Raw genomic sequence first — 25,024 nt, 5'->3', positions numbered from 1 at the left:
TAAGTATTTAGCAAATTAGTATAATTTCTTTCCCAATACCTTCCCCAAATAGAATAAATTAGAAAATATGTCTCTCAAAACTTTCGTATTCATAAGAAACTCTAGTTAAAGAACAGCAGGCAATTTAGCGGTCTCTCTCCAGTCTATCCCTTCCAGCAATTAAGAATTCCACCTAAAAGTTGGGGCAAATTTGATTGTTTTTTTACTCCTTTTTATCAGACACCACAATTAATGGCTATTTATTCATAGTAATATATTCTGAAGGGGTAATGCCAAAATGCTTTTGAAAATTTCGCCCAAAACTCGTTTGTGATTTATAACCTACCATTTCGGCAATTTCGTACATTTTATAATTTTCATTCAAAAGTAATTCTGCGGCTCTTTTTAAGCGTACGATATTAATCAATTCATTCGGACTCAAATTAGAAATATCTTTAATTTTTCTATACAAAGTCGAACGACTCATATTCATTATTTCTGCCAAAGATTCAACACTTAAATCTGAATCAGTAATGTTTTTTAGAATTTCTTGATCTAGTTTTTTTAGGAATTTTTCATCTGTTTTGTTGTGTGCAATACTTTTGAGATGCGAAAGTGGTGATCTGGCATAATAGTTCATAATTTGTTTTCTGTTTTCAATCAAATTATCTATTTGAACTTTCAAATAATCCATTGAAAAAGGCTTTGGAATATAGGCATCTGCTCCCACTTCTAAACCATCAATTTGTGATTTTAGAGAACTTTTGGCTGTAAGCAAAATCACCGGGATATGACTTGTTTCTATGTTTGTTTTAATATTTTTACACAAGTTAATTCCGTCCATAATTGGCATTGAAACATCACTTATTGCTAATTGAATATTTTCGTTGTGAATTATTTTCAATGCATTTTCGCCATTATCAGCTTTAAAGACGGTGTAAATCGGTGATAATTCTGTTGAAATAAAATTCAATAAATCTTCATTGTCTTCTACAACTAAAATTTGTGTTTTCTCATATTTGCTTTCAATTTCAGCGGTTGTTAATTCCTCTATATTTTCCTCTTTTTTAGATTCATTGTAAAGCATAAACTCTTCTTTCTGATGAAGTGGAACTATAAATTCAAAAACATTGAGGCTTGAGTCTGAAATTAATTGTAGTGTTCCGTTATGCAATTGTGTTAACGAATGGGCAAGCGAAAGCCCAATTCCGGTTCCCGAAGTCGCATCCATATCATCAACCCTGAAAAAAGGCTCAAAAATTTTATCTTTTAAGTGAAATGGAATTAGATTTCCGTTATTTTTTACGATTAAAGTCAGTTTCTTTTCATCACTAAAAAGCGCAATCGAAGCTTTGTCTTTCGAGTATTTAATAGCATTGCTCATCAAATTGCTCAGGATTTTTTGGAAAGCTTCTTTGTCAACAAAGGCAAAAATGTCGTTTTGGCTCAGTTCCAATTCAAATTCAATGCCTTTCTCTTCAATTAATGGACTGAATCTCAAATGTAATTTTCGAACCATTGAAGAAATATTGGTTTTTACAAAAGTTAGCTTCAATCCGCTAATTTCTGATTTTCTAAAATCTAATAATTCGTTGACTAATTTTAACAATCGCGACGTATTTTTCTTCATTATAGAAAGATTTTGAGGGACTTCTGGTGACTTGTGTTCCATTGTCAAAAGTTTTTCCAACGGACCTTTTATCAGCGTTAGTGGCGTTCTGATTTCGTGCGCAACATTCGTAAAAAAATCAATTTTTGCCTGATATATTTCTTTCTCTTTTTGGTCGTTTAAATGTTTTATTTTTTGGTTATTTTTAATTTCCGTTAAGTTTTGCGAATAACGAATGATGTAATAAAGGGAGCCACAAATTAGCAGAAAATAGAAAAAATACGCATAAGAACTGGCCCAAAATGGAGGTGAAACTCTAATGTTTAATGCCACTTCTTTGCTCCAAATACCAAAACTATTTAGCGATTTTACTTTAAAAACATAATTACCAGGTCTCAGTTCTGTAAAGAAGACTTTATTGTTGTGCCCCAGATAAACCCAATCACTGTTTACATCTTCAAGCTTGTACCAATATTCAGTAAGTTCAGGAGCTGTATAATTTAATGAGGCAAATTCAAGATTAAACGACGATTGATTGTTGGTTAGTTTTAGCTCATCAATATGCGAAATAGATTGTTTTAAAGGAGAATCATTTTCATTGGCGTCAATATCTTTATTATTGATTTGAAGATTGGTAATATAAACGGAAGGGGAGTATTTATTTTTCGTGAAATTATCTGGGTTAAAACTAATCATTCCGTTGAGATTTCCAAAGTACATATCGCCGTTTGTATCTTTGAAAGCCGATGCATAATTAAACTGATCGCTCAACAAACCATTTGCTTTTGTATAAATTTTAATACTTTTATGATCTGGACCAAATTTTACCAGACCTTTAGAAGTTGTTATCCATAAATTTTTAGCATCATCTTCTAAAATCGCATATACCACATTGCTCGGAAGTCCGTTTTCAGTCGTAAATTTTTTAAAAATTCTTGTTTTTTTATCGAATAAATTCAGTCCATTTTCGGTGGCAAACCATAAATTGGTAGAACTGTCTTCAAAAATATAATTAATAGAATTATCGCTGATTCCGTTAACGTCTTTATAATGATAAATAAAGACCTCTTTCTTTTTGGTTTTCGGATTGTAGTAAAACAAACCATCCCTAGAACTTCCAGCCCAGAAATTTCCATCTCTATCTTCTAGGTAAGTGGTATAAAATATGGTTTCAGGAAATGTATTTAAAGTCTCAAAATTGTCTTTTTGTTCATTATACAAATAAAGTCCTATATTGGTAATCACGATCAATTCTCCTTTTTTGGTTTCATAAAATGAGAAAATAAAATTACTTCGCAACCCTGAAGATGGATTATTAGCACTATAATGTTTTATAACCTTACCCGAATTTTTATCTAAAATATCCAAGCCATATTCAAATGTTCCGACCCAAATTTTGTCTTTTCTAAACATTAAAGCATGAATGTTATAATAGGGAAGACTACCTTTAGTTCCGTTTGGTAAATACGAAGTAAACTGCTGTGTTTTCGGGTTTAATCGGTTTAAACCGGCATCTTCAGTACCAATCCAAAGATTACCATTATCATCTTTAATAATTTTCCTCACGGCACCTCCGCTAATAGAGTTTTGTCCTTTTTGAGGGAAATATTTTTTGAATTGTGTGTATTGTTTTTGATGATAATTGATTCCGCCAAAATAAGTTCCAATCCAAACGCCGTTTTCTTTATCGATTGTTATTGAGTAAGCCGCATTATCCGAAATGGCGTACGGATCATTATAGTTCTTTTTGAGATTAACGCTTGTTTTCGTCTTCAGGTTGTAAACATAAACTCCAGATTCGCTCGCAATCCAAAGCTCGTTAGAATTCCTTTTTTTAAATTTTCGCACATAAACCGGATTTTTTGTCGAAAAGTTTAATCTAGAAGTTGTTTTGTTCGGAATATTATAAACTAAAATGCCATCATCATGCGTCCCAATTACAATATTATTTTTGTCCAATGCATAAATAGCCGTAATTCTAAAGTTGGGCGAACCTCCCGGAGGTACCAATGGAAGATTTTCAAACGAACGACTTTCATCAGAATAATGATATATTTTATTTAAAGAAGAAGCCCAGATTTCACCATTTGGATCTTGTGAGATTGAAGTCGCAACAAAATATTTGTCTGAATTAAAAGTTTCGGTTTCTTTTTTTATTGTAGAATATTTGTATAGAATGTTTCCTGAAATAAACCAGATGTTTCCTTTTTTATCATGATTGATATCGTTAATTCTATTGTTTATGGCTTCATTTAAAATCGTAAACCGATCTGTTTTTTTATTGTATTGATACAAACCTTTATCAGTACCGACCCAAATTACACCTTTGTAGGAATGCAAAGATCTAATAAAGTTACTTCCTAAACTATGAATTGGGTCTCCGTTGCTTCGATACGTTTTGAAACGATAGCCATCAAACCGGTTCAAACCATCTTTAGTTCCAAACCACATAAAACCATCTTCATCCTGTAAAGAAGCTAAAACAGTGTTGTGAGAAAGACCTTCTTCAGCTTGAAAATGTTTAAAATAATAGTCTTGTGCCTCAATAAAATTGATTGAAAAAATTGAGAAAAATAAAAAAAGAAAGAATTTACGCATTGTTATGTTTTTTATGATTAAACCAGGATTCGTCATATTGTGTCAATCCTCAACAAAATGTTGCAAGGGGTTATTTATTTACTCTTTTTTATGCAATTTGAATCATTTCACATTAATAATGACACAAATGAATGATTTTATTTTGAATTAAAATGATCTACTTTGACTTTTAAATAATTGTTTGTTTTTCTATGCTAAAGACTAAATTATCAATACAATAAAATTTTTAGAATACATATTATCACTAATATGAAATAGCATCTTAAAAAAATAAAAAATATTTAGATAACTGTGTTTATAAAGATGGTGCTTTTCAATTTAGTTGCAAAAACACAAAGAGGAAATGCAATAATAAAAAAAGGTTCAGGAATTAGCTAAGATTTAGTGAAGCAGTTTTAGAAACTGGAGAAATTGAATAAAATATAGGGCTATAATTAGGTTTTAAAAACGAGAAAGAAATACCAACCCTTTATTAGTATCAGTTTTTAGCAAAATAATCAGATTTAAAAGATTGGAATAGCTCGATGGCGCACAAAAAATTTAGCTTTTAAAAAGATGTCTCTTTTGAAACCAATGGAAATAGGCGTAAATAAAAAGGTTTATGATAGAGTTCCTTCGGAAATTATGTTTTTAAAGAGACGCTGTACAAAAGAGCATTGGTTTTCAGGTGATAAAAAGAGTGAAGGGGTTTTATAGAACAAAATGGTCATTTTTTGAGATATTCTCGTGATGACTTGCAAAAGCTAAAGTAAGATTTTCTCAAAAGTGGAAAGATATGATTGGGCAGATATACTGCAAGGGTTGTTTCGAGCTGTGCTATAAATGGAAATATTAATTTTAAAAAGAACGAAAATTACAATTAATCAGAATTAAATTATGAAAAATACGCTGTTATTACTTATTACGCTACTTTCTTTAAGCGGTTTTGGACAAGCCAAGAGAAAACAGGTTCATATTGAACCAATCAATTTTTCCAAAGTAAAAATCACCGATTCTTTTTGGCAACCTCGTCTGAAAAATCATGCAGCAAGTACGTTGAGCACCTGTATTTCTCAAATCGAAAGCCAGACAGGACGCATCACTAATTTTGAAAATGCGGGGAAAAGATCTGGAAAACATTCCGGTATTTTTTATGATGATTCGGATGTATATAAGGCATTAGAAGGCATTGCATACACCTTGATTAATAATCCAGACCCAAAATTAGAGAAAACAGCTGATAATTGGATAGCTAAAATTGAAAGTGCCCAATTAAAGGATGGTTATATTAATACATACTATACATTAACAGGATTAGATAAGCGATGGACTGATATGGATAAGCATGAAATGTATTGTGCTGGACATCTTATTGAGGCCGGAGTGGCTTATTATCAAGCAACTGGAAAAACAAAATTATTGAATGTTTCAAAAAAGATGGTAGATCACATGATGTCTCTTTTTGGAGAAGGAAAACGCCACTGGGTTCCTGGACACGAAGAGATAGAATTGGCTTTGGTGAAATTGTATAATGTTACTAATAACAAGAAGTATTTAGATTTCTCGAAATGGTTGCTGGAAGAAAGGGGACACGGACACGGAACAACGGGCGGCAACGGAGAATGGGATGTTAAATATTACCAAGATGTTAAGCCGGTGGCTGAGCTTACCGATATTTCTGGGCATGCTGTACGATGTATGTATCTTTTTTCAGGTATGACCGATGTTGAAAAACTAGAGGAAAAATCAAGATATTCCAATGCATTGAATTCTGTATGGGATGATGTTGTTTTTCGAAATATGTACATTACTGGTGGTATCGGCTCTTCAAAATCAAATGAAGGATTTACTGAAGATTATGATTTGCCTAACCTTGATGCCTATAGTGAAACATGTGCTTCAGTTGGAATGTGTTACTGGAATTCTCGAATGAACCAATCATCTGGAGATGCTAAATATATGGATGTACTGGAGAAATCTCTATACAATGCAGTTTTGGCAGGAGTTTCCATTACCGGAGATAAGTTTTTCTATGTAAATCCTCTGGCTTCCAAAGGGCAACATCACCGAAAAGCTTGGTATGGAACTGCTTGCTGTCCAAGTCAAATTTCAAGATTTATTCCTTCTGTCGGCAATTATATTTATGGGAAATCGGATAATTCTATTTGGATAAACTTATATATCGGCAGCTCGGTAGATATTACTGTTGGGAAAAACAAAGTTGTTTTGCAACAAGAAACTAATTTCCCTTGGAATGGTGACGTGAAACTTGTTGTTAAATCCTTGTCATCTCCCTTGAAAAAAGAAATGAGACTCAGAATTCCTTCTTGGTGCAAAAAATATACATTTTCATTAAACGGAACCGAAATAATGAATCCTGTTGTAGAAAATGGTTATGCGGTATTAAAAAAAGAATGGAAAAAAGGAGATGAAATTAGAATCTCGATGGACATGCCAGTTGAAGTGGTTAAAGCAGATGATCGTGTAAAAGAAAACTTAGGAAAAAGAGCCATCCAAAGAGGGCCATTAGTGTATTGTCTGGAAGAAATAGACAACAAAACAAATTTTGGTTTTGAAAGTGTTTCTGAAAACACAAAGTTTGAAACCACTTTTAATCCTGATTTATTGGGAGGTATTATGGAAATTAAAACTGTAGGGGATCCAAAAAATGTGATAAAATTTATTCCTTATTACTCTTGGGACAACAGAGAGGCAGGGAAAATGAAAGTATGGATTGATTACAAGAATAATTAATTTTTTGAAGACCAATTAACACAACAAAATGAAAAATATAATATTTATTTTAACACTGTTCCCTGTTCTATTGATGGCACAAAAAGAGGCTGCTAAAGCTAATTATGCCAACAATCGTTTCCCTTTGGTTACAAAACCTTATATCGAATTACCGCTTGGCGCCATAAAACCTAATGGTTGGCTACAAGAACAGCTGAAACAAATGGCCAACGGAATGACAGGAAATTTAGATGTTCTGTACCCAAAAGTAATTGGCTCCCGTAATGGATGGCTGGGTGGCGATGGTGATGTTTGGGAACGCGGCCCATACTGGATTGATGGTCTTTTGCCATTGGCATACATTATGAAAGACCAAAAATTAATAGACAAAGTACAACCTTGGATAGAATGGACTCTTTCCTCCCAGAAAGAAAGCGGCTATTTTGGTCCTGACACGGATCGTCCAAAAGAAGCTGGATTACAACGTGACAATGCAAAAGATTGGTGGCCAAAAATGGTAATGCTAAAAATAATGCAACAATATTATTCTGCAACAAACGATAAGAGAGTAATCCCGTTTTTGACCAACTATTTCAAATACCAATTGCAAGAATTGCCAAAAAATCCTCTTGGAACATGGACTGATTGGGGTAAAGAAAGGGGAGGTGACAACTTGATGGTGGTATATTGGCTTTATTCCATAACTGGAGATAAATTCTTGCTGGATTTGGGTGACTTGATTCACAAACAAACGTATGATTATACAAATGTATTTCTTAATGGAGAAGTGTTAACTAGTCAAATGAGTTTACATGGAGTTAATTTGGGGCAAGGATTTAAAGAACCTATTATTTACTACCAACGCAATCAGGATTCCAAGCAAATAGCATCAGTAAAAAAAGGAGCTTTTGATCTTAGACGCACTCATGGCTGGCCTACAGGTCTTTATGGTGCAGACGAAATGTTGCACTCCCAGAATCCAACCCAAGGATCAGAACTATGTACCGCTGTTGAAATGATGTTCTCGTTGGAAAAAATGCTCGAAATCACGGGCGATGTACAATGGGCTGACCATTTGGAACGAATTACTTTCAACGCATTGCCGACTCAAGTTACAGACAATTGTGATGCACGACAATATTACCAACAATTAAACCAAGTTGAAATTTCTCGTCAAGATCGAAACTTTGTGACATGTTACAACGGAACAGACCAGTTGTTTGGATTGTTGGATGGTTATCCATGTTGCACTTCAAATTTGCATCAAGGTTGGCCAAAGTTCATTCAAAACCTTTGGTATGCAACAGAAGACAATGGAATTGCGGCCCTAGTTTATGGTCCAAGTAGTGCAAATATAAAAGTGGCTAATGGTAAAATGGTAAATGTCAAAGAGGAAACTAATTATCCTTTCGAAGAAACAATTCGATTCACGATTAATCTTGATAAAAAGACAAAATCTGTTGCATTCCCTTTCCATTTGCGCATTCCTGCTTGGTGTTCTAAAGCCACAGTTAAAATAAATGGTCAAAAATGGAGCGAATCTGAAGGAGGTGTCATTGTCAAAATTGCTAGAGAATGGAAAAATAGTGATGTAGTTGAATTAGAACTGCCAATGAAAGTAAAAGTTGACAATTGGTATGAAGGATCAGCGGCAGTGGAACGTGGACCTTTGTTGTATGCTCTTAAAATAGGTGAGAAATGGGATAAAGTTATGGATGACAAAAAATTTGGAGAAAGGTATGGTGACTGGTACTATGAAGTAAAACCAACCTCACCTTGGAATTATTGCTTCTTGGAGAATGATTTAAAACCAGAAAACATTGAGAAAAAATTGCAGGTTATTAAACATCCCAAGAACGATAAATATCCTTGGAATATTGAAAATGCTCCAATCGAAATACGGGCAAAGGGTAAGCGAATGAATGAGTGGAAGATGTACAATGGTTCTGCAGGCCCTTTGCCTTATAGTGTACAGTATCAGATAAAAACGGAGCCTGAAGAAGAAATAACCCTGATTCCATATGGCTGTACGACTCTAAGAATTACTGAATTTCCTATAACAAGAAATTAATATGAAAAAAATAATATTCATTTTAACAATGCTTCCAGTATTATTAATGGCGCAAAAGGAAACGTTTAATCCTAATTATACCAACAATCGATCTCCATTGATGGCAAAGCCTTATGTCGAATTACCACTTGGTGCCATAAAACCTTTGGGTTGGCTGGACGAACAAATGAAACGAATGGTGGTGGGGATGTCTGGAAATTTGGATGTTCAATATTCAAAAGTGGTTGGCTCCCGTAACGGCTGGTTAGGTGGTGATGGAGATGTTTGGGAGCGCGGACCTTATTGGATAGATGGACTTTTGCCATTGGCCTACATTATGAAAGACCAAAAATTAATTGATAAGGTGCAGCCTTGGATAGAATGGACTCTTGCCTCCCAAAAAGAAAGCGGCTATTTTGGACCAGAGATTGACCGTGGTCCAGAACCTGGTTTGCAACGGGATAATGCAAAAGATTGGTGGCCAAAAATGGTAGTGTTGAAAATAATGCAACAATATTATTCGGCAACAAATGACAAAAGGGTAATTCCTTTTTTGACCAACTATTTCAAATACCAATTGGCGGAATTGCCTAAAAATCCTTTAGGAAAATGGACTTTTTGGGGAGAACAAAGAGGTGGCGACAACTTGATGGTGGTATATTGGCTTTATTCAGTTACAGGAGATAAATTCTTGTTGGATTTAGGGGAATTGATTCACAAACAAACGTTTGATTGGACAGATGTTTTCTTGAATAGAAATGATTTGTCACGTCAACATAGCACACACGGGGTTAATTTGGCTCAAGGCTTCAAAGCACCAACGATATATTCCCAAGCCAATACAGATTCAAAATATTCATTAGCTCCTAAAAAAGCAATAAACGATATGCGTCATACAATTGCTTTCCCGACAGGATTGTGGGCTGCCGATGAAATGTTGCGTTTTGGAAATCCAACACAAGGTTCTGAATTGTGTACCGCTGTAGAGATGATGTTTTCACTCGAAAATATGCTTGCAATCACTGGAGATGTTCAATGGGCGGATCAACTGGAACGTATCACATACAATGTTTTGCCTTCTCAAATTAGTGCTGATTTTAACGAAAGACAATACTATCAGCAGATTAATCAAATTTCAATGACAAAGGAATCCAGGAATTTTGTAACCTCCCATAATAATACCGATAACTTGATGGGATTGCTTACAGGATACCCTTGTTGTACTACTAATATGCACCAAGGCTGGCCTAAATTCACTCAAAATCTTTGGTATTCCACAGCTGACAATGGTATTGCAGCATTAATTTATGCGCCTTCTGAAGTAGTGGCAAAAGTGGCAAACGGAACGAGTGTAAAAATTACCGAATCAACTAATTATCCATTTAAAGAAAACATAAATTTTAAATTTCAATTTGTTGACAAAAAAGTAAAACAGGGCAGTTTTCCATTTCATCTTCGAGTTCCAGATTGGTGCGAAAATCCGGAAATCATGTTGAATGGAAAAAAAATGGAAGTATCATTTCAAGCTGACAGAATTGTAAAAATTAACAGAAATTGGAAAAATGGAGATGAATTAGTAGTCAATTTTCCAATGAAAGTGGCCGTAAGTTATTGGTTTGATGGGGCAGCGGTTCTAGAAAGAGGACCGCTGTTGTACGGCTTGAAAATGAACGAAAAATGGGTACAAAAAAATGATCCAGTCAAATTTGGTAATTATCACGAAATAACTTCTGATTCGCCTTGGAACTACTGTTTGCTAGATAAATACTTGAAACCAGAGACGCTTCAAGAATCAGTTACGGTAACCCAAAAATCAGAAATAGCAGCTTATCCATGGACATTGCAGGATGCACCCATTACGTTAAGCATAAAAGCAAAACGACTGCCCTGGGGAGAATACAAAGGATCTCCTGGCCCTATCCAGTATTTTTCACAAATTGGCGATAAGCTGTCCGATGAAGAGGAAGTAATTCAGTTAATCCCTTTTGGTTGTACGAAATTGAGAATCACGGAATTTCCAGTGCGTTGATTTTCAGAATCTTATATGCATATAAAAAACACTATTACAAATATTTATAAAAGATACCTAACTAATTAATAACCAAATAACTAAAACCAAATATGAAAAAAAAATGAACTACTAAGAAACAAATTAAGAACAGCACTTTGATTTCGTTTGATCAGAATTGTATGTTTTAAAGGCTTGATATTGGTTTGGGCGTAGTGCTACAAAATATCAAAATTATTATTTAAATAAATAAAAGAGATAATTATGTTTAAAAAAATTAAATTTATTTTATTTGCTCTATTTGCCATAAATATGTATGCGCAACAGGTGAGTGTAAAAGGTACGGTAGTTGACGAAAATAAAGTGCCAATTCCTGGTGTTAATATTGTTGTCAAAGGTACTACTAGTGGCGTTTCTACAGACATTGACGGAAAATTTGCTATTTCTGTACAAAAAAATCAAACCCTTGTTATTTCATCCATTGGATTTTCGAACAAAGAAATTGTGTGCACGGGCCAAGCTTTGGGTACTATTGTATTGACAACCAGTGCTAGTACTTTGGACGAAATAATTGTTACAGGGGTTGCCAAGGGAACTTCGGTAAAAAAACTGGGTTTTTCAATTGAAAAGTTAACAGAAAAACAACTAAAGCAAGTTCCTGCAAATGATGCAGCTACGGCAATGTTGGGAAAAATGCCAGGCGTTAAACTAGTTCCTAGAGGTGGAGCTCCAGGTTCAGGTTTCGATGTTCAATTAAGAGGAGCAAAATCAATCACGGGTGGATCTAGTCCATTAATTATTATTGATGGTGTTTTGGGAGCTGAATTGAATATTAGTTCAGATGATATTGCTTCAATTGAGGTTTTAAAAGGTGCTGCAGCATCCTCTTTGTACGGTTCTCGTGCAGCGAATGGAGTTGTTAACATAACAACAAAACGTGGTTCTTCATTGGCAGCCGGTAATGTTGAGGTTAATGTTAGATCAGAGTTTGGTCAAAATACTTTAGGATTTGTTCCTGAACAATCAAAATCAACTAACCGTATCATTAATAATGGAGTTGTTACCACGAATGTGTCTCCAGACCAAATTTATGATAATTTATATCCAAAAACTTACGACCACGTTAATCAATTTTTTAACCCAGGAGGGTTTCTAACGAACTACATTGGAATAAGAGGAAATTCAAACGACAACAAATTGTCGATGTATGCATCAGTTCAAAACTCTCGTGAAGAAGGAATTGTAAAGATGGTTGATGGATTAGAACGCAATAACTTAAAGTTAAACTTGGATTATAAAATATTGCCTAATTTAACTTTGAAAACATCAAATTTTCACTCTTCATTTAAAACAGAAGGTGTTCAAGGTGACATATTTGGAGCATTATTACGTTCAGATCCAAATGCGGATTTAAATCTTCCAAATGCCGACGGATCTCCATATCTCGTAAATGTTAATACATTTTCAGACGGTCAAGTAAATCCTCTTTACACCATAAGTAAGACTAAAAATGAATCTTCAAACAAGATGTTGCAATCATTCTTTAGTCTTGTTTACGATTTCTCGAATGAATTAAAATTTATCGCATCTTACGGTTCTATTAGATCTAATGGATCATCATTCTACATGCAACCAAAAGGAATGTTAAACTATAATCTAGTCGAAGGTAATGGTTATATTGCCAGATCTATGTATGAAAATGTAGATAAAAATATCTCGTTTGATGGTGCATATACCAAAACATTTGGTAATTTTAATACTGTAACTAAAGCCCAGTTTTTATACGAATCATCAGATTACAGAGATATATCAGGTTCGGCTTCAAATTTAGCGCTTGGTGGTTTCGATTTGACTACACTTAATGCTGGTTCAATACCTTCGGTAAATTCTTCAATTGTGTTAACAAATGCCTATAATTATTCATTAATCTCGGCAGTAGATTACAAAGGAAAATATATTTTTGATGGATTGATCCGTAGAGATGCTTCTTCATTGTTTGGACCAGACGTGAGATGGCAAAATTTCTATCGTTTATCAGGAGCATGGCGTATTACCGAAGATTTTAAAATAAATGGTATTGACGAATGGAAATTTAGAACATCTTATGGAACAGCAGGTTTAAGACCTCCTTACGGAGCAATCTACGAAACATTTGCTCTTAATCAAGGAGTTACAGGTAGCCAAGAAACATTGGGTAATTCTAATTTAAAACCATCATTTTCTAAAGAATGGGAAATTGGAACAGACATTAGTTTCTTGAAAAAATTCACTATGAGTCTTAACTACTCCATAGCAAATAACACGGATTTGATACTTAAAGTTCCGGTTAGCCCTCTTTCTGGTGCAGCTTTTCAATGGCAAAATGCTGCTGCGATGAAATCAAATACGTTTGAAGCATCTTTAAACTACAATGTTTTAAGTAACAAAGATTGGAATCTTGATTTAAGAACAACATTTGATACCTATACTCAAACAGTTACGAAATTAAACGCAACTCCTTATTTTATTGATGGAACTCGTTTTATTATCAAGGAAGGTGTCGCTTTTGGAACACTTTTACTGGATAAGTTTGCACACAGTTTAGACGAGGTTACTAATCAGGTTCCTGCTGGTTCTTCTGTAAATGACATATTTGTTATCAATAACCAAGGTTATGTGGTTAAACGCAACACAATAGGCACAACAGCTGAAACTCCTATAAAAGTAACGGATGACAAAGGTATTGCACTACCTGTTGCCTCAATAAACACGACTCCTGACTTTACTATGAACTTCAATACAACTCTTTCATACAAGAAATTTACATTTTATACTTTATGGAGTTGGCAACAAGGAGGTTACATGTACAATCACTCTGTTCGTTACCAAACAGAACCTAAATTATTTGATCAATCAGGAAAACCATCTAACGAAGTTAAATCATCGACTTACTATGCTAATGGTGGACAATACAGTGGATTGTTAGGTTGGGATAATGATGCGTTAGTATATGATGCTACATTTGTAAAGCTTCGTGAAGTTTCATTATCGTATGATTTCAAAATAGATAGTTGGAAATTTATACAAAACATTCGCTTTAACTTAATTGGTCGCAACTTGTTGACATTGACAGAATACCCAGGATTTGATCCAGAAACAGGAGCAAGCCAAGGTGGTGTGGATGCAAGTACCTTTAAATTTGATAGCAACAATCGCTATCCTTCACCAAGATTAATAAGTGGGGCACTTACTATAACGTTTTAATTAGATAATTATGAAAAAATTTAATGTAATACTACTGGCTGTAATTGCCATATTCAATTTCACTTCATGCAGTGATTTTGAAAGTCTTGACAAAACAAATGAGAATTTACCCGGCATTAAGGCCATGTATGCTCCTGAAGAGTCTTTCTCTTTGCTTAGTAATGGATACAACACTTGGTACAATGGGTCGATAGCCGCCAGCCCAACCATAGGTTTTGCTTGTGCAGAGCTGTATCAAGCAGGTACACCAGGATGGGGTTCAGGTACAATGTGGTTCCGTCCACGTCAAGACTTGTTTAACGGTGCAACTCCAGACCCTGTTATCATCATCAATTTTGGTGCATGGTACAATTATTACACTGCTGTGGGGAGCACGATGGTATTGGCAAAACAACTAAGGGATCCTTCCTATAAGGTAGTTTTGAATGGTAAAGATTATACTCAACGTGTTAAAGCACACAACTTGATCATACAAGCATTATTGTATGGCAATATTGCGATGCTGTATGATAAAGCCTATTTATTTACAGATGAAGATGATGCGGTTACATTTGATTATGTTGCCAATACAAAATCATATAAAGAAGTTATGGCTTTTGCAATAGGACAACTTGATAAAGCAATTGCAATAATTCAAGCAGATCCAATAGATGAAGATAATAGCGAAATAATTCCTGGAAAAACCTTCAATAAAGCATCACTGCTTCAGTTTGCTAATTCAATGGCGGCACGTTTTTTAGTAAACAATGCTCGTACACCTGCTGAAAATACTCAAACGGATTGGGCTAAAGTAGAGCAGTATGCTCAAAAAGGGTTGCAAGAAGATTTCTCTGTTGAGTACAAACAAGGATGGAGAGGAAAAGTAATGACTCGTGATGAGGGTATGAACTATTTTGCTTTGCACAACATGCAATGGATTAGAGCAAGTCAGTGGCTTTTAAACCTAATGGCTCCGAATGATCCAAACTCAGCATATCCTTTCCCTAATGGTGTAACACGCATGGCACCAATCACGAATTGTCCAGACACAAGATTGGGTAAATATTTTTCAAATGACGATGATTTAGGAAGATGGTTTGGATTTACTCGTGCCACACGTCCAGGTTATGGAACTTTTATCATGTCTGAATATAAATACACACGTTATTTTGATGTAGTACAAAATGAGTCTGGTTCTGTTGATCATTTCTTGAAAGCGGAGAATGATTTGTATTTGGCTGAAGCTAAAGTACGTCTTAATCAATCAGGTTCTGCAGCTTACATTAATAATTCAAGGGTGACATTAGGTAATTTGCCAGCAGCAACAGATTCAGATACTGATTTATTGGATAAAATATTTTACGAGCGTTATGTAGAATGTGATATGGTATGGCCACAATTAGGGTTCTTCGACAAACGTCGTACAGGAACATTATTGCCAGGAACAGTGTTTCACTTTCCAATACCTGCACCCGAACTTATTTCACATGGGCAAACAGTTTACACATTTGGTGCTAACAACCCGATGTAATTCTTTTAATAAAAACATTTTTAAATAAATTTAGATATGAAAAAAATAATCAACAGCATCGTTTTATTTTTCATGACATTGGTGCTTTTAACTTCATGTGATCGAGATGTAGATTTTGAAACTATATCTGTTACTCCTCCTTCAGTGAATGTTATTGTCTACGTTGGTGGTAATCAGAATGTTAGAAGTACAAATGCAACGGTTGTGATTTCTAAAATAAATCCAGCCGATGGTACGGTAATGACTCCTTCGTCTTTCACGAAGCAATCAGATGCTACGGGATCTGTAAAACTTACCAATGCAGAACTTCTGCAGATTTTTCCTGAACCAGCTGCAGGTCAACCACGCGGAGGGAAATTACACTTCTCTGCTAAATCTGCAGATAACTTGAAAAGTGGAACACTTACCAGTACCTACATCAACATGACCGATGGTGAAACTTGGCAATGGGTTAACATTCAATAGGCATATTATGGATTGTCCGATCTCTTGACTTTATTGTCTAATAGACGGATACACCCAATGTATGTAATAATTACATAGCCCAACAGTTAGAATAACAAATAACAGTTGGGCTTAATTAAAAAAAATATGAAATCTATCTATAAAATAGGATTAATAGCACTTCTTTTTGCCCCCAATTTGAATGCCCAAAATCAACAAAAAACATTGCCAAAGGCAGCTAAAATAGTGGTTAAAGTTGCCGTAGTCATTCAAGACCCCATAATAAATGGAAAAAGAATGCACGAAGTACTCAGAACACCTAACTATGAATCTCGTGTATGGGGTGATCCATTCCAATTAAACAAAGATTACGAAGCTACTTTGGAAAAAGTGAGTGGTGGTACTATCGACTATCAAGTAGTTGAAATTATTGACGCCAAAGATTATTTTACATTTTTAAGAAAATCAGGCGAAATGCTTACCGAAGCCAGAGTAATTGAGTTGATGAAAGAACCTAATTGGAAAACCCTAAAAGAACAAGAAACAGGGTTCGATTACAAAGCCTTTGCTGCACATTATGGTTTTGACAAAAAACGTGATGAAGGAAAAATAAATGAAGTATGGGTTTGGAGTTTCCCTTATGGCGGAATGGCAGAGTCGAATATGATGGGAGATGGAGCCTTTTGGATAAATTCCGAACCAACTACCGATGCAAATTGTAAAGAATTGTTGTCAATTATGGGATTAAACTACGAGAGAGATTTGGCTTGTGCTCTTGAAAGTTATGGTCACCGTTTTGAATCAACCATGATGAAAGTTTATGGTTGGTGGGACTATGACAAAAAATCAAATGTATCCGAATTAACCCCTTGGGAAAGATATGCTGGTTATGTAAAAAACTACAACAAGTTCAATCCAGGAAAATCTCATATTGGAAACATCCATTTTCCTCCTAATGGTGAAAAAGACTATAATTGGGCTAATAAAACCAAGGTAGAAACATATGCTGACAATTGGGCTTTCTTTCCAAATATCACCGATGAAAACCCACGTACTGTTGATTGTAGTGAGTGGGATTGTAGTCACTTGGGTTATATGGAATGGTGGTATAAACACATTCCCAATTTTAAAGGAGTTAGTCCAAAGGATGGAAAGTTAAACAACTGGTGGCATTATGTTGTCAATTATAATGAAGCCGTTCAATTAGAGAACAAATTAAACAAGAAAGTAAAAAAATAAAACGTTATTTTTTTTAATCATCAGATAATGATGAAACTTTTTTTATGAAATACATCAATCAAATATTTACCATTACGGTATTGACTTTATTTTTTGCTACCGCGTCAGTTGCTAAAACGCCACTCACAAAAGGTATGCGCATAACCAAGTCTACAACCATCAAAGAGGGCGTTTATTTCATAGAGGCTGAGTCTTCTTTGTCTAGTCCTGTTATTGTGGTTGAAGGCAACAATATCACTATTGATTTTAATGGTGCAGAACTGTGCGGTAGCAATAATAAAGCTTTCCCGGATGAATTTAAAGGCTTGGCCATATTGATAAAAGGTAACAATGTAACGCTGAAAAATGCTGTCATTAAAGGATACAAAGTAGCTGTAATGGCGCAAAATTCTGATGCATTGAAGCTTAGTAATAATGATTTCAGTTACAATTTTCGCCAACATTTGAAAAGTACTCGTGAGCGTGAGGATTACAGTGATTGGCAAAGTTATCATAACAATGAAAAGGATGAGTGGCTTCGTTTTGGAGCAGGTATTTATTTGAGTAATTGCAATAGAGCAACCATTTTTAATAACACAATATCAAACGGCCAATGTGGACTGATGATGTCTTCTTGTAATGACGCAATTATTTACAATAATAATTTTTCTTTCAATACAGGGATTGGGATCGGGTTTTACCGTAGTAGTAAAAACAAAGTGATGCATAATAAAGTAGATTGGAATGTGCGTGGTATGAGCGATGGTTTTTATTACCGAGGACAGGATTCTGCTGGAATATTAATATTTCAACAATGCAACAATAATGTTTTTGCTTATAATTCAGTGACACATTCTGGTGATGGATTCTTTATGTGGCCAGGAAAAACAACTCTGGATAATGGCACAGGAGGATGTAATGACAACTTATTGTATGGTAATGATTTTTCTTTCGCCCCAACAAATGGGGTTGAAATTACATTTAGTCGAAACAATGTTGTCAATAACATCATGCACGGCTGTTGGCATGGGATTTGGGGTGGATATAGTTACGAAACGAATATTATTGGCAACGACTTTGCCGATAATATGGAAGGCATTGCCATAGAACATGGACAGAATAATAGGATTTCACAAAACAGATTTCAAAGAGAAGGCCTCGCCATTAATTTGTGGGCAAGTGAAAAAATAGACACTACTTTAGGCTACAACAAAAATAGGGATGTACATAGTATGGACTACCAAATCACAAAAAATAGTTTTGAGCATTCAAAAAATGTTTTTTCTATCAGAAACACTAAGCGTTTGAATATCGCTGATAATTATTTTTTAGGAAATGCAAAGTTGATGAATGCCGATGTTGGTGTCGAAAAAATGAATTTTTTTAATAACGATTTAATAGCATCGCCAGTCCAAGACGCAGCAACTATTTTGTCCTATGCTCCTAAACCAATAGCAGAAGGCATGAACACGATGTTGCCCAAAGGTTTTCCAAAAGGCAGAAAAGCGATGATGATGACGGAATGGGGACCTTATAATTTTAGTTATCCAATGATTTGGTGGACAAAGACGGATAGCGATGGCAAAATATATTTTGACGTAATGGGACCAAAAGGAAATTGGAAATTGAAAAAGGCAAAAGGCGTAAAGATTATTTCAGAAAATAAGGGCTCAATTCCAGCACAAATGATAGTCCAAAAAGAAGATAGTAGCGAAGCCATAACGGATATTCTGATTGATTTGGAATATACGGGTGAAAAATTTATATCGGAATTTGGAGAGATGCACTCGGAAGGAAAGCCGGTAGTCTTTTCGTATAAAAAATTTGAGTTGCATACTCCTTGGGAACTGAAATGGTATAAAATAAATGATACTAATGACCCTATCAAACAGCCTGAAGCATACCAGAAGTTATTGCAGCAAAAACCAATAAAAACGGGGGTATTCAAAGAATTACAAACCGATTTGTGGAAAAATGATAAAACGTACAAGGATCTTTCTACAGAAAATTATGTGGAGATTGCAACAACTAAAGTTTCCACGCCTAATGAAGAGAATTATACACTTGGGATTTCAGTTGCCTATGCTGTAAAAGTTTATGTGGATGATAAAATGGTAATTAATATAGACGATTTATCCCAATTAGTGTATGATGCAGATTATTATCATGAAGCGAAAATTCGGCTAACCAAAGGAACACATACTATACGCATCGAGCGTATGCAGTATGGTAATTATGATTTGTTGAATTTTTATTTTGCACCGACACAAAAAAAATAATTTTCCCTTTTTTTAAATATAGTTTGAATAGTTAACCTGCATTAGGGAATTTGAATACCTTAATTTTTAAATCTATTAAATGAAAAAATCATACTTTTTATTGTTACCGATTCTTTTAGTCGTTTTGATGTCATTCAAGATGTTAGTTGGAAATAAAATTATTAGCATTGATAGTTTGCTTAATGAAATGGTAGACAGAGATAATCTTGCGCGTTTTCCAGAGCAAAATTATACTTGTGCTCAGTTCAGTAGCTACGATAGAGCTACAGTTTCACCAGAGAAGGAAGGCTGGTTTGCTAACTGGGATCGTTCCATGTTTATCCGTACAGAACAGCATGGAGATAGAAAGGAATATGTAATGATGGATAGTAATGGTCCGGGATCGATTGTTAGATTTTGGATGACATTTGCGGGGAAAGATTGTGGGAAGGGTATTTTGAGGATTTATATCGATAATGACACTATTCCGGCAATCGAAGGTGGAGCAATGGATATATTAAGTGGAGAAAAGATTGCAAATAGTCCTTTGGCTACTTCTGTATCTACTTTGACTAAATATGAAATGAGAGGGCATAATTTATATTTTCCGATACCTTATGCAAAACATTGTAAAGTAACATACCAGTCAGATAATATAACAGATGCAGGTGCAAAAAAAGGAGAAGCTGTTTATTATAATATAAATTACCGTACGTATGAGAAGGGTTCAGAAATCATTAGCTATTCATCAGAACAAAAGAATAAAGCACAGACAGCAAGAAATGCTACTGAAAATAAATTAGCTCAATTAAATAAAACCATTTCTGTTCCAACAGAAAAACACAAGATAGTTGGCAAAATTAAACCGAATGATAAACTAAGCATTTCTTTCAATGGATCAAAAGCTATTCGTAAAATTAGCATCAAATTAGCCGCTAAAAATCTTGAACAAGCCTTGCGTAGCACTGTTCTTAATATTACATACGATGATATAGAAAACAAAAAGGCATCGACCTCTGTTTGGTGTCCAGTGGGAGATTTTTTTGGAACAGGTTATCAAATACGTGAAATAAACACTTGGTATACCGAGGTTAGTAAAGATGGTTTATTGTCAGCGTGGTGGGTAATGCCGTTCGAAAAAAATTGTACATTAAGTTTAACAAACTTGGGCGACCAAATTGTTGAAGTAAGCGAGGGCGAAATTGAAGTGGGCTCTTGGAAGTGGGACGAGAGCAGCATGTATTTTGGTGCATATTGGAAAGAATTCCATCATCTAAAAACAGGTGAAATGAAAAATAATTCAGGTTTGGCTGGATCGCCATTCGACATCAACTATGTTACACTTTCTGGAAAAGGAGTGTATGTTGGGGATGCTGTTACTCTGTTCAATACGGTTTATGCATGGTGGGGAGAGGGCGACGAAAAAATATATGTAGATGGTGAAAAATTTCCTTCACACATCGGAACTGGTACCGAAGATTATTATGGTTATGCATGGTGTCGTCCAGAGAAGATAATAAATCACCCTTTTATAGCACAACCTGATGGGAGTGGCAATTTTGTACCTGGCTATACCGTGAATTCACGTTATCGCTCACTCGATGCCATTCCTTTTAAAACAAGCTTTAAATTTGATATGGAAATGTGGCATTGGACACGTGCTACAATTAATTTTGCCCCGGTTTGTTTTTATTATCTCAGAGGTAGTAAAGATCCTAATAGTAATCCCGACATAGAAGGTGCAAAAGGTGCCGTTGCCATAAAACGTACGGATATTATTTCGCCTGAAGTCGAGTATGATAATGCCAATAAACCGACTAGTATTCAAGCGGAAAGCATGATTTTTGAAAAGGCCTCCGGTGGTGATTTTGCTTATGACAATAGTGAAAAATATGGTTGGGCTGATAATATGGAAGCGAATTGGTCTAGTGCAAAAAAGGGAGATAAATTAAGTTTTGGTTTTGTTTCAAATACAAAAGCTACTCTACAAACTAATGCTGTCTTTACCATTCGAAATAACTCTGGAAAATTCAGGTTTACTCTAAATAATAAAAAAGTAATTCTAGATCTGGCAGGTGAAAAAACGATGCTTAGGACTATTGATCTTGGTTTTGTAAAATTAAACAAAGGAAAGAACAAAATTCTTGTTGAAGTTATCGATGTTCCACCAAGTAAAACAAATACTGTAGAATTTGGTTTTGACCAACTTTTATTTGGAAATAAAATAAAATAATTAATAAAATCTAAAAAATAATGAAGAAAAGCATCCCAAGTGTGATATGCCTGTTGTTTATGTTTTCTTGCATCGTAATGCAAGGACAGTCATTAAAATCAATTGAATTAGGAAAAAATAAAAATAAGGGACTTGAAATAAAAAGTTTCAATGGTTTTCAGACGCCAGGTTACGAGATTCCTTTGGTCTCATTTTTAGTGAATGGTTCTCAATACAGTTCTTCATTGGGTATTGCTGAAAATGGGTCGGTGGTATTTGGTAATAAATTGAGGCTTAAATATACTTTTGAAAAATCAAACAAATGGGGTATTAAAGCAACTGTTACTTTTATCAACGAAGGAAATGACACCTTAAAGATAGCCAATGTTGTTCCCTTTGGAGAGTCAGAAAAACACATTTATATTACGGCATTTGGAGGCAAAGGTTTGTCTCAAACTCATTTGTTTCGACCTAATTATAAACCTGTGAATATTATTGTCCCTGATAATGCTTGGGAAATGGGTTTTGCCACAATCAATTGTGATAATGGAAATAGTTTTTGTGCATTGACACGTCGAGATAAAAGCAGTATTACTAATGGAGAAGCAAGACGTTTTCAAACTATATTGCATCCTCAAGGTGTAGTAACCTATAATCTATGGATTGCTGACTATATTGGTACTTGGCAAGACGGTTTGCGACTGATGTTTCAAGACCGTATGTTATATGATGTAGAGCCAGGCACATTTAATAATGCGATATACGAACGCGAAGATTTAAAGTGGGTTCGCAAAATATATTCAGGGCACTTTTTAGCAGCTTGGCATAATTATTTTTATGATGCAACAAAACAAGCTTTTACATATGAAGATTTTAACAAACAGATAAATAAACTTTACGGAGGCGATGATTTTACCATTTTATGGCATGGATGGCCAATGATGGGTATGGATCAACGTAATCAGTTCGATATTTTCCGTAGTTTGCCTACTGGTATTGAAGGCATTCGAGATCAATCTCGTACTGCATTGAAAAAATACAACAATAGATTATTTACCGCTTTCATGCCTTGGGATTTACCTGCTGGTACAAACCAGATGTATAACAGTACTCGAAGTGAACCTTTATTTGAGGGTTTGGCCAAAGTAGCTAAACAAGCAGAATTATGGGGTACAATGTTGGATACCCGAAGTGAGTCCAAAGTCGAGTTGCAAGCTGCTGTTGATGCCCAACGTAAAGGTTTTGCCATTTTTCCTGAAGGAATGGCCGTTCCCAGAGACATGCAAAATTGTGTTATAGGGCGAGTTCACGCAGCTCTGACTTATCCACCAATGCTGAATTTAAATAAGCTAATAAAACCTGAGTTTACAATCTTGCGACAAGCAGTAGTTGATTCAGTAACCGTAAAAAGGGATATGGCTATTTCTTTTTTTAGTGGATATGGAGCCGAAATGCACTTGTATGTTTCGCCAAAAACAGATTGGGTACAAGATTTATACAGTTATTACGGTCGTATGACACAACTTTTGCGAACTAATCACGATGCTTTTCAAAGTAAAAACTACAGTCCACTTATTCCAACAACGGTTGACGATGTTTGGGTAAATAAATGGGACAATAGCAATAAGACAGTATATACGATTTATTCAGTAAATCCAAAAGGGCATAACGGTTCGTTGTTTGAAGTGCTTCCAGAAACTGGGTATCATTTTGTCGATTTGTGGAATCATCAAGAATTAAAACCTGTGGCAAATGGTTCAAAATGGCTTGTTTCAGCTTCAATTGCTTCATTTGAAGCTGCTTATGTAGGGACAAATCAAGAAGGAGAGGTTGGCTGTATTGCAAAATTGCCAATACTTCTCGAATGCAAAAAAAGCACTGATAATATAAGTATTGCTTCTTTAGAAGGAAACAGTATAAAAGTGTGGAAAGGTTCTCCAGCTTATAGTAAAACACCTTTGATACTAAAAACAGGTAAGCATATTTTAAGCACCAAAAAAGATTTGGCTTCTTATGAAGGGGATGTTGTTGTTCAACTTTTTGACAATGATATCTTGCTTGATGAGGTGGTTTTAAAAGGAACAAAAAAAGAACAGGTACCAGTGTACAAACCATTTATTAGCCCGGTTAGTAAAACAAATTATGAATCGGCAAATATGAATGTAAAGCTGGAGAGACAAAATGACAAATTGTATGTAAATGCGGCTGATGGAGAAATTAAAATAACCGCATTGGATCAAGTGGCTTTAACTCCTTTGTTATTGAGATCTGGAAATCACCAAGTAAAATTATTTGATGCTTTTGGACAATATGAGGGAAATGTTAAAATTCAACTTTATAAAAATAAAAAAGTAATTGACAGTTGTGTTGTTGGACTTCCTTATGGCTATATGCGTTTGTTGAAGGAACCGGGAAAAACCGTAAAATCGGCTAAAACCCCTGAGGGCATGATTGAAATTCCTGCCGGTACATTTACCTTTAAAGCAGAACAAAAGTTCCATTGGTTTTCAAAACAGCCAGTTGAGGATACGGCTAAAACAGTAACACTTCCTCGTTATTTTGTTGACAAAAACCCTGTAACAAATAAGCAATATCTAGCTTTTGTAAAGGCTTCAAATTACAAACCTAAAGACGGTGAAAATTATCTAAAACATTGGTTAAACGGACAAATTCCTGAAGGGCAGGAAAATTATCCAGTATGCTATGTTTCTAAGGAAGATGCTGAGGCTTATGCTTTGTGGGCAGGAAAACGTTTGCCATCTGAAAAAGAATGGTTGTATGCTGCTCAAGGTTCGGATGGTCGTTTATGGCCTTGGGGAAATACTCCTGATACTAAGGGAGAAAAATGCAATTTGGGCGATGGTATTCCTACGGCAGTTGGTAAGTTTCCTCAAGGGGCAAATCAATTTGGAGTGGAAGACCTTACAGGTTGTATTTGGCAAATTACGAATGATGAATACTTTCAGGGAGCTACCAAAATATTTATTATGAAAGGAGGCTCTTATTTCAAACCAGAAGCGAGTTGGTGGTATGTTGAAGGAGGTGCAAAGCCGCTAATACGTCGTCAACACCAATTAAGAGTGTCGCCAGGGTACGAAAGAGCTGCTACCATTGGATTCCGTTGTGTAAAAGATGCAGAATGATAATGAAAATAGACATAACTGATAAACTTACGACTAAAGA

At 35.1% G+C, this 25,024-nt stretch carries 12 protein-coding genes; 11 read left to right on the top strand and 1 reads right to left on the bottom strand.

Features of this window, described 5'->3' with window-relative positions:
* Nucleotides 1–235 precede the first annotated feature (235 nt).
* A complete protein-coding gene (locus BUB25_RS03160; RefSeq protein WP_072940976.1) occupies nt 236–4,186 on the bottom strand; it encodes a hybrid sensor histidine kinase/response regulator transcription factor in 3,951 nt (1,316 codons plus the stop codon).
* A gap of 564 nt (nt 4,187–4,750) precedes the next feature.
* Between BUB25_RS03160 and BUB25_RS16790 the strand changes: the two genes are divergently transcribed.
* The 11 genes from BUB25_RS16790 (at nt 4,751) to BUB25_RS03110 (ending at nt 24,984) form a co-directional block, all read left to right on the top strand.
* The gene (locus tag BUB25_RS16790) at nt 4,751–4,882 is read left to right on the top strand and encodes a hypothetical protein (protein ID WP_262496837.1); all 132 of its coding nucleotides are present in this window, start codon (nt 4,751–4,753) and stop codon (nt 4,880–4,882) included.
* 180 nt (nt 4,883–5,062) lie between these two features.
* Complete coding sequence (locus tag BUB25_RS03155; RefSeq protein ID WP_072939873.1) at nt 5,063–6,919, top strand: glycoside hydrolase family 127 protein; 1,857 nt, start codon at nt 5,063–5,065, stop codon at nt 6,917–6,919.
* 28 nt (nt 6,920–6,947) lie between these two features.
* Entirely contained in the window at nt 6,948–8,969 is a 2,022-nt protein-coding gene (locus BUB25_RS03150) for a beta-L-arabinofuranosidase domain-containing protein (protein ID WP_072939870.1), read from the top strand.
* A gap of 1 nt (nt 8,970) precedes the next feature.
* Nucleotides 8,971–10,977 (top strand): beta-L-arabinofuranosidase domain-containing protein, encoded by a 2,007-nt coding sequence (locus BUB25_RS03145; protein WP_072939867.1) that lies wholly within the window; start codon nt 8,971–8,973, stop codon nt 10,975–10,977.
* 243 nt (nt 10,978–11,220) lie between these two features.
* Nucleotides 11,221–14,199, top strand: a complete 2,979-nt coding sequence (locus BUB25_RS03140; RefSeq protein ID WP_072939864.1) for a SusC/RagA family TonB-linked outer membrane protein — start codon at nt 11,221–11,223, stop codon at nt 14,197–14,199.
* Nucleotides 14,200–14,209: 10 nt separating this feature from the next.
* Entirely contained in the window at nt 14,210–15,709 is a 1,500-nt protein-coding gene (locus tag BUB25_RS03135) for a hypothetical protein (RefSeq protein WP_072939862.1), read from the top strand.
* Between the two features lie 36 nt (nt 15,710–15,745).
* A complete protein-coding gene (locus BUB25_RS03130) occupies nt 15,746–16,174 on the top strand; it encodes a hypothetical protein (RefSeq protein ID WP_072939859.1) in 429 nt (142 codons plus the stop codon).
* 126 nt (nt 16,175–16,300) lie between these two features.
* Nucleotides 16,301–17,392 carry a hypothetical protein gene (locus tag BUB25_RS03125; RefSeq protein WP_072939856.1) on the top strand — a complete coding sequence of 364 codons (1,092 nt, stop codon included), beginning with the start codon at nt 16,301–16,303 and terminating at the stop codon, nt 17,390–17,392.
* 44 nt (nt 17,393–17,436) lie between these two features.
* The gene (locus BUB25_RS03120; RefSeq protein ID WP_072939853.1) at nt 17,437–19,650 is read left to right on the top strand and encodes a NosD domain-containing protein; all 2,214 of its coding nucleotides are present in this window, start codon (nt 17,437–17,439) and stop codon (nt 19,648–19,650) included.
* 79 nt (nt 19,651–19,729) lie between these two features.
* Entirely contained in the window at nt 19,730–21,862 is a 2,133-nt protein-coding gene (locus BUB25_RS03115) for a glycoside hydrolase family 172 protein (RefSeq protein WP_072939850.1), read from the top strand.
* Between the two features lie 20 nt (nt 21,863–21,882).
* Entirely contained in the window at nt 21,883–24,984 is a 3,102-nt protein-coding gene (locus BUB25_RS03110) for a formylglycine-generating enzyme family protein (RefSeq protein WP_084089416.1), read from the top strand.
* Nucleotides 24,985–25,024: the final 40 nt, after the last annotated feature.

Source organism: Flavobacterium granuli (assembly GCF_900129705.1).
GTDB classification, from domain to species: Bacteria; Bacteroidota; Bacteroidia; order Flavobacteriales; family Flavobacteriaceae; genus Flavobacterium; species Flavobacterium granuli.
Note: the sequence above shows the minus strand (reverse complement) of the source record. Positions and strands in the feature narration are given on the sequence as shown.